The sequence below is a fragment of the Acetobacter orleanensis genome (genome assembly GCF_001581005.1).
GTDB classification, from domain to species: Bacteria; Pseudomonadota; Alphaproteobacteria; order Acetobacterales; family Acetobacteraceae; genus Acetobacter; species Acetobacter orleanensis.
The window spans coordinates 25,884-40,723 of record NZ_LHZV01000066.1; the positions used below are offsets into that span (position 1 = coordinate 25,884).

At 54.8% G+C, this 14,840-nt stretch carries 11 protein-coding genes; 3 read left to right on the plus strand and 8 right to left on the minus strand.

The features are described from left to right. Positions 1–28 precede the first annotated feature (28 nt). Positions 29–643, minus strand: a complete 615-nt coding sequence (locus AD949_RS11060; RefSeq protein ID WP_048836247.1) for a YajG family lipoprotein — start codon at positions 641–643, stop codon at positions 29–31. A 311-nt stretch (positions 644–954) separates the two neighbouring features. Between AD949_RS11060 and AD949_RS14175 the strand changes: the two genes are divergently transcribed. Further along, positions 955–1,284: a hypothetical protein gene (locus tag AD949_RS14175; protein ID WP_141325357.1), complete on the plus strand. Its 330-nt coding sequence runs from the start codon at positions 955–957 to the stop codon at positions 1,282–1,284. Here the strand turns inward: AD949_RS14175 and AD949_RS11065 are convergent. Continuing rightward, entirely contained in the window at positions 1,276–1,947 is a 672-nt protein-coding gene (locus tag AD949_RS11065) for a recombinase family protein (RefSeq protein WP_048836249.1), read from the minus strand. The genes AD949_RS14175 and AD949_RS11065 overlap by 9 nt on opposite strands. A gap of 277 nt (positions 1,948–2,224) precedes the next feature. Here AD949_RS11065 and AD949_RS11070 point away from each other — a divergent pair, with 277 nt between their 5' ends. Next, a complete protein-coding gene (locus AD949_RS11070; protein ID WP_048836250.1) occupies positions 2,225–2,839 on the plus strand; it encodes a helix-turn-helix domain-containing protein in 615 nt (204 codons plus the stop codon). Positions 2,840–3,084: 245 nt separating this feature from the next. Next, positions 3,085–3,993, plus strand: a complete 909-nt coding sequence (locus tag AD949_RS11075) for a hypothetical protein (protein ID WP_048836251.1) — start codon at positions 3,085–3,087, stop codon at positions 3,991–3,993. 200 nt (positions 3,994–4,193) lie between these two features. Here the strand turns inward: AD949_RS11075 and AD949_RS11080 are convergent, their stop codons facing one another. From AD949_RS11080 to tsaE, 6 genes are all read right to left on the minus strand, one after another. Continuing rightward, positions 4,194–5,543 (minus strand): bifunctional folylpolyglutamate synthase/dihydrofolate synthase, encoded by a 1,350-nt coding sequence (locus tag AD949_RS11080; RefSeq protein ID WP_048836252.1) that lies wholly within the window; start codon positions 5,541–5,543, stop codon positions 4,194–4,196. Positions 5,544–5,554: 11 nt separating this feature from the next. Next, positions 5,555–6,481 (minus strand): acetyl-CoA carboxylase, carboxyltransferase subunit beta, encoded by a 927-nt coding sequence (gene accD, locus AD949_RS11085; protein WP_082064769.1) that lies wholly within the window; start codon positions 6,479–6,481, stop codon positions 5,555–5,557. Positions 6,482–6,612: 131 nt separating this feature from the next. Beyond that, complete coding sequence (gene trxA / locus AD949_RS11090; RefSeq protein WP_025829565.1) at positions 6,613–6,939, minus strand: thioredoxin TrxA; 327 nt, start codon at positions 6,937–6,939, stop codon at positions 6,613–6,615. Positions 6,940–7,069: 130 nt separating this feature from the next. Continuing rightward, entirely contained in the window at positions 7,070–10,765 is a 3,696-nt protein-coding gene (gene addA, locus AD949_RS11095) for a double-strand break repair helicase AddA (protein WP_048836276.1), read from the minus strand. A gap of 14 nt (positions 10,766–10,779) precedes the next feature. Continuing rightward, a complete protein-coding gene (addB, locus tag AD949_RS11100) occupies positions 10,780–13,944 on the minus strand; it encodes a double-strand break repair protein AddB (RefSeq protein WP_048836253.1) in 3,165 nt (1,054 codons plus the stop codon). 12 nt (positions 13,945–13,956) lie between these two features. Then, the gene (gene tsaE / locus AD949_RS11105) at positions 13,957–14,427 is read right to left on the minus strand and encodes a tRNA (adenosine(37)-N6)-threonylcarbamoyltransferase complex ATPase subunit type 1 TsaE (RefSeq protein WP_048836277.1); all 471 of its coding nucleotides are present in this window, start codon (positions 14,425–14,427) and stop codon (positions 13,957–13,959) included. Between the last annotated feature and the right edge of the window lie 413 nt (positions 14,428–14,840).

The following is a 14,840-nucleotide window of genomic DNA, read 5'->3' on the forward strand; positions in this document are numbered from 1 at the left end:
GCCAATATTATATTCAGAAAAAGAATTTTTAAGAGTTAATACCTTCCTTGTTAACCACGACAGACGAAAGAGTATTTATAAAATTGGGATCACTGACAACTTGTGAAACAGCGTCAGACAAGGCCCCCTCAAGTGCTTTTCGAGCTTCACCAGAAGTCATTGCCATTAAACCTCCCCGCGTTTTTGCACCTGTTACAGCCTTCTCATACAATACGCTGTTATTAGGACCAGTTACTTTAACATTCATTTCTACGGTAGCTACAGCTTCCCCCACAAAACCAGCGTGAAACTTATTGTAGAACTTGGTAACGTCCGCAGTTACAGTTTTACCACCAGCTTTCTCAGGGAAGCCACGTGCAAGTAATTCCGTTTCAAAAGCAGATTTAACAATATCTGAAATAGGCTTCGTTGTTTGGATGCTGCCGCCTTCCATACCATAACCGTTGATTTTGGTTCCGACCCTATCATTAGGTGACAAATGATCCGTAGAAACTGCAATTTGAACGGGTGCCAAGGCAGCAGAAGCGAGTATCTCGGCTTGCTTTGAAGGCTTATAAGCAACGTCAATATGTTCTGACCCCAAGGCACAAGCTGAAAGACTCAAAAGTAAAACCACAAGTCCAGATGAACGAAACAACATCATAAAATTCCTTTGAATAATCAAATTATCCTTATATATACAGTTTTAGATTTTCCAACGACTTATATTTAAATACAAATGCATATCAGATGTGTGATTTTTAAATATCACAGAAATAAAATATTAAGTAAAACAACTCTTTCTCAAAGAAAGGATTAAAAAATGATAACATTTAGAAGGATTAATTCAATAACTGCCTTGTTTGGGCTATTTTTTTCTCTCATAACGCAAATGCTGCTGGCAATGAATTTCTAACTGCTCCACCTGTATTATTAAAAGCTAAAGCTATGATCTATTGCGGGGACATTGATCATGTGAGATCTATCGATATTATTGATCATTTAGGGGATACGAATAGATTTCGAGACAGCACACCAAAATACCCAAGCGCATCAGATGTATTTAGTGACGTAAAAAAAGAAATAACGAAAGAATACAAAGATTTTACAAAAACAATAAAAAAACAATCACAATTAAAGGCTGCAAAAGATTACTATATATCACTGTTATCAGGCATAAAGACCCTAGAGAGCTTCGATTCCTATGAAATAACATCTCATTGCAACATAAAACAATCAGTAGAAGACAGTGTGTTTGGAAAAATCAACGACAAAGAAAGCGCTTTAGAAGCTGAATTAAATTAAAGAATTTCTTGATATTAAATTTTTTACTGTCGTTGCCGTCCAAATACCACCTCTATTAGTTTTAATTCCACGCAATATTAATTCTTTCGCAATTCCATTCAGGCTAGTTACCCCTCTAGCCTGAATTTCGCGCACAATTGGCATTACAGAAACGGCAAAATGATCAGCTTTCTTTTTGATACCTGCTAACCCTTTAGCTGCGTCTGGCTTTGCTTCTGCGCGATAACCTCCTAATTTTACACCACGGGCTTTAGCCGCCTCTAAAGCTGCCTTAGTGCGGCCAGAAATTACTTCACGCTCCTGTTCTGCAACCAAAGCCATAATACCTACCGTTAGCCTGTTAGCGTTGGGCAGATCAACTGCCACAAACTCTACACCAGCGTCCCGTAGCGACATAAGAAACGTGGCATTACGGCTTAAACGGTCTAATTTAGCAATGATCAATATTGCGCCTGTAAGCTTTGCCAGAGACAGTGCTTTGGTAAGCTCAGGACGAGAGTTATTCTTGCCGCTTTCGATATCCGTGAACTCCGCAACCAGAGTCGAATTTGCTCCGCTGAGGTAGTCCAATACCGATTTCTGTTGTGCTTCCAACCCAAGGCCGCTCTTACCCTGCCGTTCGGTTGAAACCCGATAATACGCGATGAAACGTCCGTCTGACATATTCCTCGAATCCTTATAAAATCATCCAACCAACGTTGAACGATTTTATATAGAAAGACAACTCATCGAAGATGAAGAGTGACATCACGAAAAAGATTACGTTCCACGGAGGGAGGTGGCTATCCAAAAAACATTATTCCTTCGGATTACCTAAGTGTTTTTAGCGGCTGAATGCACAAATTCAATTGTGGAAATAAAAAATGCAATCGATTAACGCACTATGATTTATGATAGAATTCACTGCAATCGGAAATCATCTTTGCAGGAGTATTGTGCGATGACACAGCCCAACAAGAGAAAATACAGAAAATTGTCAGAGGCTGAATGGATAAGCGCTGTCGAACTGCATAAGATTGGTTACAGTTACAAAGAAATTGCCGAGCGCCTTAGTGTTTCAGAGAGGGCCGTGTGTATGCATCTTCCAGAAGCTATTGCTAAGGTCGATGCAGCAGATGCAGCGGTAACCGAACGCAAGGAAAACTGTATCTCGGTTCGTAGTCCTCTGCCCACAATGGAAAACCCAGAGGAGTGCGTGAGATACATCCGTCAAGAAATGTGGTCCGACGTAAATCTGGTAAGACATGCCCTCCAGCGAGAAATTAATGCGCCTGTTCCCAACGGTAGGACAATAAGAGCTTTAGCTACCGCAGCAGAAGCTCTCAGCAACGCTTGGAAGATGAGTAAAGAAATAACCCGAATGGATGAATTAACCCCTCAAGACGAGCTTCCAGTGCTCGTTGTCCGGGAAATTACACCTGAAGAGATTGCTGAGCTACGGAAGAAGCAAAAAACTGAGAATCAAGATCTGACATCGGAAGAACTGGCCCTCCTAGAAACAGAAGAGAACTCACTCATTGATGACACAACAGAGGTTATAGAGGAAAAAGAATAACCAGAATAAGATCACGAAGTCCTAGAATGAGTGAAAATAGCTTCTACCCCATACCTATGTTTTTTAGGAGGCGGTAGGAAAAATGCAAACGGCTCTTGATACTGGAGCTTCATTTCCTATCTGTTGGATAGGGTGCAAAAATTCACATCTTTTTTAGGCTTAAACCATGCATTGAAATGGCCTTTAGAAAAAACTGGATACCCGCAGAAAACAGCCACTCTAATAATGAAAATTAAGAGGTGAAAATGGCACTCGATGTGACCCAGCCTATATATGTAGCTGATACCCTTAAGGGCACTCCTGTAGGGTCTCAGAGCAAATACAGGAAGAATGCTCCTAATAGCATCGAAGGTGCCCATACCAAACCTGAGCACATACGAAACCTTATTGAGGACTATCAGCGGGCAGATAAGCTCAGCTACCGGCCTAATCAGATGTTGGGTATCGTTTTCTCACGCTTTGACGACGACAAACAAACTGACCCACTTGAGCTAAGCAAGAATCTTCGCCGCGCCATCGCCGACTGCTTGCGAAGACACAACGCGCTTTATATTGCCGTAGGAATACATGAGAATGACCGCAGAGGAGGTCATGGTCTTCATATCCACATCCTACTGTATCTTCCTGAAGATCGCTTCAGCGAGCTTTTAACGGCTCTTACGACGTGCCTCGCAAAGCGATGTAACAATTTTCTAAAAAAACTTGCGAAAACGAAGGGGGTTGCTTTCAAGTCAAGGACCAGTGCCTATGAGCTGTATCAGCGACTAGAACCTCATTATCATAAATCTTTGCCGTTCCATTTTTCAGATGTCACTCCCATGACGAAAAACGACTCCGAACAGCGTCTAGCCTATTTATGTAAATCAATTGACCCAAATTATAAGATAACCTTCAGAGGTAATACTGTTTCCATTTCTGAGATGGATTGGAGAGCGACAGGGGAAGGGACCAAACTACAGGCCCAATCCTGCAATCGCCCTTCTCGGCCTATTTTTAGCGCTGGAAATATCCATAGAACGTGCCTCACCCCCGCTAATGAAGGCTACGATCCAATTTTAATTGACGAGACCTTTGTTCCCTCAATTCGAATACAAAACAACATCCAACGAGCGACAAACGCATATGAGAAAAGTTTAGGATTGTCACATGACTGAACAGCTTTATCCTCAGCTCTCGTTTTCTGTTTACCATCTAGCTGTAACGCATAGCTGCGTGGCATGCTAATTTATTGGGTCAATAATATATGCTTCTCAATCACTTATGGAGCTTTGGGTTCAAATCTGAATGGGGGCACCATTCTTTCCTAATTTCAGAAATATTATTTGTCCGCTCTCGGTAAATCCGAAGAGCGTTGTTACGTGCCCGGCGTCCAGCCATCCTGCGTCAACGCAACGCCAGCCAGATACAGGCTCCCGCAAATCAGCACGCGCGCCGGTTTTCCGTCGGACTGCGCTTTGAGCGCTGCCAGCGCCTGAACCAATGTTGGGCCAACCTGCGCCTTGCCAGCAGACGCCTCGACAATCGCCTCAACTGGCAACGCCAGATGCTGTGTGGGTTCACTGATTGCCCACAAAGTGGTGGCGTAAGGCAGCACCGGGTTCAGGAAGCCTGTGGCATCCTTGGTCTGCTTCATGCCTACCAGCAGATGCAGGGGCTCATCCCTCCATGTCTGCAATTCCTGCGCCAGCGCATGACCGGCACCGGGGTTATGGCCGCCGTCCAGCCAGAGTTCCCATCCAACGGGCAGGCTTTCAGCCAGCGTGCCGTGCAAACGCTGCATCCGCGCAGGCCATGAGACTTTGCCCACACCCTGCCAGCCCGCGTCCGGCACATTCAGGCCCGAAACACGCAGGGCCGCTACAGCCAGACCGGCATTTTCCATCTGCCATGGGCCGGTTAGGGCCGGGGCAGGTAGGGTCAGTGCGCCGTAAGAATCGGTGAAGGTCAGGCTGCCGTCAGGCTCTAACGCCCCGTTAGCATCTGCCGGGGCAATCTGCCAGTCGATCCCACGGCAGGCTAGCGGTGCCCCCACCTTCCGGGCCTCCGCTTCCAGCATCAGCCGCACGGCGTCCGGCTGCGCACCGGTTACGGCTGGCACACCGGGTTTGAAAATCCCGGCTTTTTCCGCGGCAATCGCTTCCAGCGTGTTCCCCAGAAACGCCTCGTGATCCATGGAAACAGAGGTGACAATGCAGGCCGCCGGGTGCTTCAGCACATTGGTGGCGTCACACCGGCCGCCCAGACCGACCTCGATAATCGCCAGTTCCGCCGGATGGCGAGAAAACAGCAGGAAGCCCGCCGCCGTCAGAACCTCAAACACGGTGATCGGCGCGCCCGCGTTGACCTGCTCGATTTCTTCCAGTGTGGCGACCAGTTCGGCCTCGCTCACCAGTTTACCGGCAATGCGGAATCGTTCCGTGACATCCACCAGATGCGGGGAGGTCATCACATGCACACGCCAGCCAGAAGCCTCGCCAATGGCCCGCAGCGTGGCGCAGGTGCTGCCTTTGCCGTTGGTGCCTGCCACATGGATAACGGGCGGTAGTTTTTCTTCCGGATTCCCCAGCTTGCCCAGCAGGGTTTCCAGCCGCCCCAGCGAGAGGTCAATCAACGCTGGATAAAGGCGGTTCAACCGCTCCAGCACTTCACCTGTGCGGCCGGAAAACTCAGTCGTCGGGGCGGAGCCGCTAGCAGGAGATGTCACGCGCGCAGCACTCAGGCGGCAGGAGCCGCAGGCGCTGCATCCGGCATCGTGGCCGCAGGCGTCGCCTCAAGCTTGCCGCCTTCCGGTGTAACAGGTGTGCGCATCAGCAGGCCGATCACACGGGCCAGAGTTTCCCGCATATCCTTACGCTTGACGACCATATCCAGCATGCCGTGATCCAGCAGATATTCGGACCGCTGGAAGCCTTCGGGCAGCTTTTCACGCACCGTATCTTCAATCACGCGCGGGCCTGCAAAGCCGATCAACGCATTAGGTTCGGCAATCTGCACATCACCCAGCATGGCGAAGGAAGCCGTGACCCCGCCTGTGGTCGGGTTGGTCAGCACCACAATATAGGGCAGGCCAGCTTCTTTCAGCATCTGCACGCCAATGGTGGTGCGCGGCATCTGCATCAGGCTGATCGCCCCTTCCTGCATACGGGCACCACCGGAGGCCGTGAAAATCACCAGCGGGGATTTTTGCAGCACCGCCAGACGGGCCGCCGCCACAAAACGCTCACCAAAAGCAGCACCCATGGTGCCGGCCATGAATTCAAACGCCATGACGCCCACAACGCTGGGATGACCGCCAATCGTGCCATGCGCCACAATCAGGGATTCATCCAGATGGCTCTTGGCGCGGGCATCTTTCAGCCGGTCGGTATATTTTTTCTGGTCACGGAAGCCCAGCGGGTCCACCGGCGCGGGTGGCAGTTCAATGCGGGTGCATTCCCCGTTATCAAACGTCCATGCCAGACGGTCCGGCACTGAAGCTTTCATGTGATGCCCGCAATGGGGGCACACATTCATGGCGCGGTGCAGTTCCTTGGTCAGAATCATCTGACTGCACGAGTCACAGTTGGTCCACAGATTATCCGGCACATCACGACGCAGAAGGCCGCGAATTTTGGGACGGACGTATTCGGTGATCCAGCTCATCTTGAACCCTGCAACTAACAATAAATCAAAAAAACGGGCTTAGCCCTAGTGCTGCGTGCCTTACGCTGCTTGCGCCGTCCTGCCAAGCATTATGGCCCGACAGGGCGGCGCATCACGCCTGAAAATAAGGCTTACAGAGCGCCTTCAACCCACGCTTTAAGCTGGCTTTTGGGCAACGCACCCACTTTGGTATCCAGCACCTGACCATCCTTAACCAGCATCAGCGTCGGGATGCTGCGCACGCCGTAGGTGTTGGGGGAGACGGGGTTATCATCAATATTGATCTTGGCCACCGTCAGTTTCCCGGCAAAATCCTTGCCGAGCTCTTCCAGTGCCGGGCCGATCATCTTGCACGGGCCGCACCATTCCGCCCAGAAATCTACCAGCACCAGACCGGAGGCCTTGAGCACATCGGCGTCAAAACTGGAATCTGTAACAGCAAGCGTATGTTCACTCATTGGATTGTCTCTTCCTTGTTGGTGGACGGGTGGCATGCAGGCACGCCTGACAGAAGCATAAATTGTCTGACCGCAAACGGTTCCCCGCCCACAGCGTGTGCCTCTACACTTAAGGGGCCAGCGCATCCGGTCAAGATGCGGCCTGCGTGCCTTTACCCGGAGCATGGGCATCCAGCAGGGTATCCGGCAGCACATCCGCACGCGGCCCCTCCGTCCATACCAGCACGCACCGTATTGGTTTATCCGGGTAGAGGGCCTGTAATAAAGCGCGGTAAGCCGCCATCTGGCGCAGATACAACACGGGTGTTGCCTCTACTGTACGCGGCGTGTGCCGTCCGGTTTTAAAGTCACACACCAGCACTTTGTCCGACAGCACAATCATGCGGTCCACCTGACCCACAATCACCTGCCCGCCTGCCACACCGGCAAGCCGCTGCTCCGCCCGCGCCTGTGGTGAGAAAAGGGAGGCCAGATCCGCCAGCGCCAGCACTCCCAGCACCTGCTCCGCCAGAGTGGCAGCGTCCTCCGCCGTCAGCCCACTAGCGGGGCGGTTCAGCCAGACATGCGCCCGCTCTGCCTGCTGCGCTGGCGGATAGGCGGGCAGATATTGCAACAGCGCATGCACCAGTGTGCCGCGCCGGAAGGCGGCCTCACGCGCCGCAACGGGGGTCACGGTCGCCACATCCAGCGGAGACCGTACAGGCGGCAAAGGCCCCAGCATGGCGTCATCCGGGCGGCTGGGAGCCAAAGGCCGGGCCAGCGGCGCATCCGGCACGGGCGGTACACCCTGCCATAAGGGCGCCCGCCCCAGCCACGCTGGCAGGGATGGGGCTTTAACCGTGGGCGAGTTGGCCCCAGAGGAACTGCCCCCGGAAGAACTGGCTCCAGAGAAGCTGGCCTGAGAGGGGTGAACCGGAGACAGACTGGCCGAAGACCGGCTGACTGAAAGACCGGTCTGATCTTCCACCTGCACTTCGGCCTTCTGCATCCCGTCCTTTTGCGCACGGGGCCGGGGCTTTTCTTCCAGTACCAGCATCTCGCCGGTCCAGCCGCCAGAATCCCAGTCCTGCGGTACAGCCCCTGCGACTTCAAACCCCTTGCGGCACCGCTCATACCAGCTTTCCGGCGGCACCACCCGCCCCGGCTTCCAACCACACACCACCAGACGCTCCGCCGCGCGGGTCAATGCGACATAGAGCAGGCGATTATATTCCTCGATAGCGCTGGCCTGCATGGCCGCCCGCAGCTTTTGCGTCACGCTGACAGCCAAAGCGCCACGCGGAACATAAAGCGGCACGTCCAGCCCGGTCGGGCCGTCCTTTACCCAGAACAGCCTGTCCTCAAACCGGGGTGTGCCGACCGTATCGGGCAAAATCACCAGCCGCGCCTGCAACCCCTTGGCCCCATGCGCGGTCATGACGCGCACCGCATCGCCTCCAGCCTCGGCTTCCCGCTTCACGCTTTCTTCTGAATTACGCAGCCAGTGCAAAAAACCCTGCAAGGAGGGCGGGTGCATGTCCTGATAGCGCAGAGCGGCCGAAAGCAGTTCATCAATCGATTCGGCAGCTTCCGGCCCGAGCCGCGCCAGCAGACGCGCCCGCCCGCCAGACCGCCCCAAGGCTTCAGACAGCAGTTCATGCGGGGTCAGATAATCCACGCGCCGGAACAGCCCATCCAGCATCTGCCACGCCTGCGCCCAGTCGGGCCGCTCAGCATGGTGCACGCGCAAAGCGGACCAAAGCGGCTCCGCCTTACCGCGCCCAGTGGCCAGCGCCATCAGGCTTTCATCTGACAAACCGCCCAGAGGCGATGTCAGCACACAGGCAAGTGTCAGATCATCCTGCGGCAACAGCAATGCGCCGCACAGCGCCATCAAATCCTGCACGGCAAGTTGGTCCGCTAGCCCGGTGCGCACCAGTGTTGCCACCGGCACATTCTCGGTTTTCAAAGCGCGGATCAACGCTGTGACAAACGAGGACCGACGCGGCACCAGCACCAGCACATCTCCCGGCGTGAGCGGGGCTGCACCCTCTTCCGGCGGTGTTTTGAGTTGCCGTGCAATAAAACGGGCTAGTGTATCGGCAAGTTTCTGTTGCGGGTTCTGGCGCGTGGTGTTGGCGGTTGGTGGCTCCCACGGGCTGAGGGTCTCCTCCCCGTCCGTTTCTGCCTCAGCCAGTGGCCACAACTCCACGCGCCCACCTTCGCCCGGCCGAGCTGTCAGATGACGCATGGCGCGGCCATCTTCCTCCGCCACACCCTGTGCGGCCTCCGGGACAGAAAAAACAGCATCCACCAACGCCAGCACTGGCGCTGTGGAGCGGAAAGACACCGTTAAATCTGGCTCCTGCCATGGCAGAGACGCAAAAGCCGTCCGATTTTTAAATTCCCGCCGCCATGCTCTGAAAGACTCCGGGTCCGCACCCTGAAATCCATAAATGGACTGTTTATAGTCCCCCACGGCAAAGACCGTGCGCGGCCCCTGCTCCCGCGTGTGCGTGCCTTCACCAGCAAAAAACTCTGCGGTCAAATCTCCCGCAATGCGCCATTGCTCGCTTGAGGTATCCTGCACTTCATCCAGCAGCAGATGGTCAATCCCGCCATCCAACTTATACAATACCCATGCAGCACCCGGCTGTTGCAAAAGCCCGAGTGTGCGTCGGATAAGATCATCATATTCTACAAGACCACGCTGACTTTTGCGCTGATCATAGAGTGCTGCAACCGGAGCCGCCGTTTTCAAAAGTGCCAGACCAAGCCGCGCCAGCCGTCTGGCCCGCAGAGCTTCTTCCACCGCCAGAATCCGTGCGGCTTCCTGCTCCAGAACCGTTGCCAGATCCGCATGGTCATTTGCAAGTTTTGTTGTGATCAGGCCACGTTTTCTCGGTTTACCATCTTTGGTCAGCAGGGCATTCCGCCACACATCCCACTGCCCTGCCCGGCCAGCAGGAGATAACGCCAGCCAGTCCAGCAGACGATAGGCCGTGGCTTTAACCGTGTCCGTGCCTTTAGTAACCAGTGTTGGGATATACTCCCGCAGACGGTCCTCGCCCGGAAAATCCGTGCAAGCCGCTTCAATCTGCGCGGCATCCGTCCCCTTGAGTGCGCCTTGTGGTAAACCAAGAACCCTACACAAAACCACTGGTAAAACAGGAGGGGTTTCAAGAACACGGGTCCGGATAGCTTCTGCGCGTGGCTCATGCCGGAGCGTGCTGACCAGACTGACAAAATCCGCAAGACTGATCTGCCCCGCCAGAGGTTCTATGCTGCTGGTAGCACTCTTACCCAAAACGGTTTCCACGCATCCTTGCAGGGCCAGTCGGGCATCCGTTTCTTCCATCACGGTAAAATGCGGGTTCATGGCGGCTTCCAGCGGAAAGCGCCGCAGGAGAGACTGGCAAAAGGCGTGAATGGTACCAATCCGCATCCCACCCGGAAGATCAAGCACTTCCGCGAATAATGCCCGCGCGCGTCTACGTGTTTCGGCAGTGCAGGGCACAGACAGGCTCTGCAATTCCTTGTTGAGCGCATCATCCGGCAGTGTCACCCACCGGCCAAGACGTTTCTGGAGTCTGATGGCCATTTCCGCCGCAGCGGCCTTGGTAAAGGTCAGGCACAAAATACGCGCAGGCGGGCTACCGGGCAGAACCTCTCCGCCTGCGAGACCGGGTCGAGGCAACATCAGCCGCAGCAGTCGGTCAATCAGCAGTTTGGTTTTGCCACTTCCGGCGGACGCCGAGACAAAAACTGACGCCATCGGGTCAGATGCCAGAGCCTGCTGATGGTTAGCCTGCGCAATGGCCTCTGAAAACTCAGGAGTCTGCGACATAATCTGAGAAGTGCTCACGCCTCATCCTCCATCCGGGTCGTGTTCCATTCCGGCACACGGGCCAGACGCGCATAATCCGCAAAACGTGGCTCCCTGCCGGGATGCGGATGAGATAGATAGGGTTGCTCCGGGCTATCATACGCCCAAACACGCTGCCGCAGACTTTCCCATGTCTGTTCCGCCAACGCGGTGAGAGAGGCCTCTGCCTCCGGCTTGACCGCCACTTCCTCACCCGGCTCCGCGCCACCTGTCAGCCGCCAGTAAACCAGACCCGCAATATCCGCGGTGGCAGGCAGGCCGGAAAAACCACCGCGCAAAATCATTGCGGCTTCCAACGGAAGCTGGGGGCTCCAGCCGGACCGCACATCGCGCACAGAAGGGAGTGTGCCTGTTTTATAGTCCCGCACAATCACGCGGCCTTCAGTATCATAATCAATGCGGTCTGCCCGCCCGACAAGCCGAAATGCGCCATGGGGGGCATCTGGAATATCCACTCGCCCGCGCGATTCCGTACGGATGGCCGCAGGGGTCCCTGCCTGCTCACGCAGCGCCGTTTCCGCCTGTGCAACCCATGACGCAATGCGCATAAGCCGTGGCTCCCACCATGCCTGCAAAACCGGGCGCAGGGCGCGGGCCTGCAAGGCCTTGCGGAACGCCGCCTGCAACCCGGCTTCCGCCTGCGGAGGCCATGTTGTGCCGTGCGTGAGGAACCAGTCCTCCAGCGCATCATGCACAATCATCCCGTAATCCGAGGCATCCGCCGCCTCTTCCAATTCCGGCAATGGCTGAAGTTTCAGAATATGGCGCGCATAAATGGCATAGGGATCCCGCACCCATGTCTCGATTTCTGTCACACTCAAACGGCGCGGGCGCAGGGACACAGGCGGCGTGGGCCGTGGTGGCGCAACGGGACGTGCCGGACCATCCGGCCTGTCCAGCACCTGCAACCAGTCCAGCACCGGATGCGGCGGCACAGCCAGACCTCGTCCAGACAAAAATGCATCCAGCCGGGAAATCCAGCGTGCGGGTACCACCGGCGCGCCATCACGCCGACGCGGGCAGGACAGCACAACCTCACCCGCCGCAGCCGCGCAGGCAAAAAAATCATGCGCCGCCTGCCCCACCGCCTGCTCTGGTGAGGGTAGCCCCACACGCTGCCGCATAGGGCGGCTCATCCACGGCCCGGCATCCGCCGCCGGGGGCCAGATATTTTCCGCAAGGCCACCCAGAACCACCACATCCGCCGTTTGCAGACGGGCCTCAAACAAACCCCAGATCAACACACGCGGATGCAACGCCGCATGCTCCACCCCGCGCCGCACCGCCACACGATCTTCCGCCAGCACAGCACTCAGAAGACCATCCAGCACAGCGGGTGGCTGCGGCGGCAGAACATCAGACGCCATCATCAATTCTGTCAAACGCCCGGCCAGACTATTACCTTCCTCGCCACTCCATAGGCGTTTGGCAGCGTCCTCTTCGTCTGTTTTAACAAGGCGTTCTACGGCCTGAATCAAAGCCGCCAGCAAATCCGGCACAGGCTCCCGACAACTGAAATCCGGTGCCTCACCTACCGCGCCAGCGTCAGCCGCATCGCCTTCCGGGGTGTCATACACTTCTGGCTCAGGCCCCTCTGCAAGGCGATCTGCTCCTGCGCTGGCCATTCTGGTATCCCATGGCAAGATAGGCTCCAGACAAAAAGCCAGACGATCCATAAAGATTTCCAGAGGTTCCGGCCCATATGGGCGATCTGCCTCGGCACCGCCTTCTGCACGCTCACGTGCTCGCTCGTCTTTCGCCTGCTCTGCCAGAACAGCCGTGACCGCCCCCCGCAGAGCCGCAAAACCGGGTGGTGGCGCCGGGCCACGGAGCACGGTCCGCTCCAACAGGCGCGCTGTTGCACGGCATGTCCCCATGGAAAGGCCGCAAGATACCAACGGATGTTTGAGAACAGATAGAACGGAGACAGGGGAAAATCTGTTTTCGACCATCTGTGCAACAAGACGTAGCAACACGGCACCGGGTGTTTCAATGAGAGACGCTCCGGCACTATCATCCGCCAGCACGCCCCAGCGGGCCAGTTCTGTTGCGACACGTGCGGCAAGCGCACGGTCTGGCGTCACGAGCGCCACCCGTTTTTCTGGTGTTTCCACCACGTTCCGTAAAATCATCGCTATGGCAACAGCTTCTTCCTGCTGGTCAGCGGCATCAAGCCGGGAGACCTGTGCAAGATGTGTAGGGCCAGAGCGCGCCCAATCCTCCAGAGCCGACGCTGGCAGCAACGCGCGGGACAACACCTGTGCCCGCTCGGGAAAACCGCCTTCACCCTTCCAGAGTTCGACATCCGCCCGCACCCTGTCCAACGCGGCCAGTAGATGACTCAAGCCAGCCTGCGGGTGACTATCTGGAAGGCGCACAAAAGTCTCTTCCGGCATTTCCAGATCCAGACCGGGCAAAATCACCTTCCCACCGGCACGGGAAAGCACCGCACGCAACGCTTCCGCCGTGGCAGGCATGACATTAGTAAACCCTGCTGCCCAGATAGGAGTTTTATCCCCCTGAACCGCCTGCTCCTGCCATAACCGTGCCTGCGCCCGCAGCAACATGACCTGACGCGCAACCGGATTCATCACCTGCTGGCTTGCCAGCCAGTCCGGCCAGACACGGGTAACAATCTCCAGAAATTTCAGGATCACCTGCCAATGTTCGGCAAAGTTTTCCTGCACAGCTTCCGGCAGCCGTGTCGCCAGATCGACATCCGCCCACTCGGCCTCATCCATCAGGTCCGCCAGCGCTTTGGCAAGTGGCCATGCCTGATCCAGCGTAGGGCGCGTTCCAAAAGCGCCTTCTGCCTGCAAGACAAAGCGTGTCAGCACGGCAAGGCGCGTCATCCCGGCAACAGCAGGAGGTAGGTCAAACCCGGTCTGCCCGCCTAGATCGGACGCCAACCCCAGTTCCGCCTCATCCAGTGCGCTGACAGGCAGAATACGAGGTAGTAACATGGCGCGGCCATCCATCTGCCGCAAAAACGCTTCCGTCAGACCACGCGCCGCACGACGACCGGGTAGAATGATTGTCCCTTCCCCTACCACCTCCGGGTGATACTCCGCAGCCTGAAGCCAGCGCGTTGCAAGCTGATCAAGAAACGGCAGGTGGGCGGGTATTGTTGCAAGGCTCATGGTCAGCACCCTTTAGGCGGAAACAGTGGCTAAGAGTGCAGACCCATCCGACCTGCCGTCCCAACCGCGCAGATGGGCCGTCCGCACGCCGTCTGGCCCGACGGTCAGTGCAAGATGCAACGCATCCGCCGGTGTCAGATCTTCCAGACGTTCAGGCCATTCGACCAGAACGACACCATCCCGCGCATCGTCCCAGCCAAGCTCCTCCAGTTCATCCGGCCCTCCCAGACGCCAAAGATCAAAATGTGAGACCGTGCAGATTTCAGCAGAATAGGTTTGCACAAGGGTATAGGTCGGACTTGGCACTTCCAGAGCTGTATTTCCGCAAAAATCACGAAGAAAGGCGCGGGCAAATACACTTTTCCCGGCCCCTAACGGCCCTGTTAGCAAGAGCGCGTCACCCGGCCGTGCCAGAGCCGCGAGTGTGCGAGCCAGTTGCTCGGTCGCCTGCTCATTCTCCAGAATCAGCTGTGTCTCTGTCATCCTGCCCCCCTGCGCACGCATCCCACTTGCTTCCTTATATCTATAAAGCAAACGTGAAACGACGGGGAACCGGGAGACATATCAGAGGCAGAACCTGACACGATAGGAGAATCCGATTCTATTTATTTAAATTATAGATTTTTACAAATTGATTTATATTTTTAACTTTTAAATAGAAAATCATAAATTTTGCATATGAAATTCTGTTTCTAATACTATAGCTCACGCAATAATTATTTACAATATATTAACATAAAGCATGATTTTCTTATATTTCTTTTATTGCTAAAAATTCATAATTTTATTATTTCAGTAATATTTTTTGGTTATGATTTCGCATCGTATTTTATTTCGATTTCATTAACTATAATTTACAAAAAAGCATATTAGCTTATCGCCAGAATATTTTTACT

Excerpts from the sequence above, each read along its gene's own strand:
- AD949_RS11060 (WP_048836247.1), bottom strand. The coding sequence starts at position 643 with ATGATGTTGTTTCGTTCATCTGGACTTGTGGTTTTACTTTTGAGTCTT.
- AD949_RS11065 (WP_048836249.1), bottom strand. The coding sequence starts at position 1,947 with ATGTCAGACGGACGTTTCATCGCGTATTATCGGGTTTCAACCGAACGG.
- AD949_RS11070 (WP_048836250.1), top strand. The coding sequence starts at position 2,225 with ATGACACAGCCCAACAAGAGAAAATACAGAAAATTGTCAGAGGCTGAA.
- AD949_RS11075 (WP_048836251.1), top strand. The coding sequence starts at position 3,085 with ATGGCACTCGATGTGACCCAGCCTATATATGTAGCTGATACCCTTAAG.
- accD (WP_082064769.1), bottom strand. The coding sequence starts at position 6,481 with ATGAGCTGGATCACCGAATACGTCCGTCCCAAAATTCGCGGCCTTCTG.
- trxA (WP_025829565.1), bottom strand. The coding sequence starts at position 6,939 with ATGAGTGAACATACGCTTGCTGTTACAGATTCCAGTTTTGACGCCGAT.
- addA (WP_048836276.1), bottom strand. The coding sequence starts at position 10,765 with ATGTCGCAGACTCCTGAGTTTTCAGAGGCCATTGCGCAGGCTAACCAT.
- addB (WP_048836253.1), bottom strand. The coding sequence starts at position 13,944 with ATGAGCCTTGCAACAATACCCGCCCACCTGCCGTTTCTTGATCAGCTT.
- tsaE (WP_048836277.1), bottom strand. The coding sequence starts at position 14,427 with ATGACAGAGACACAGCTGATTCTGGAGAATGAGCAGGCGACCGAGCAA.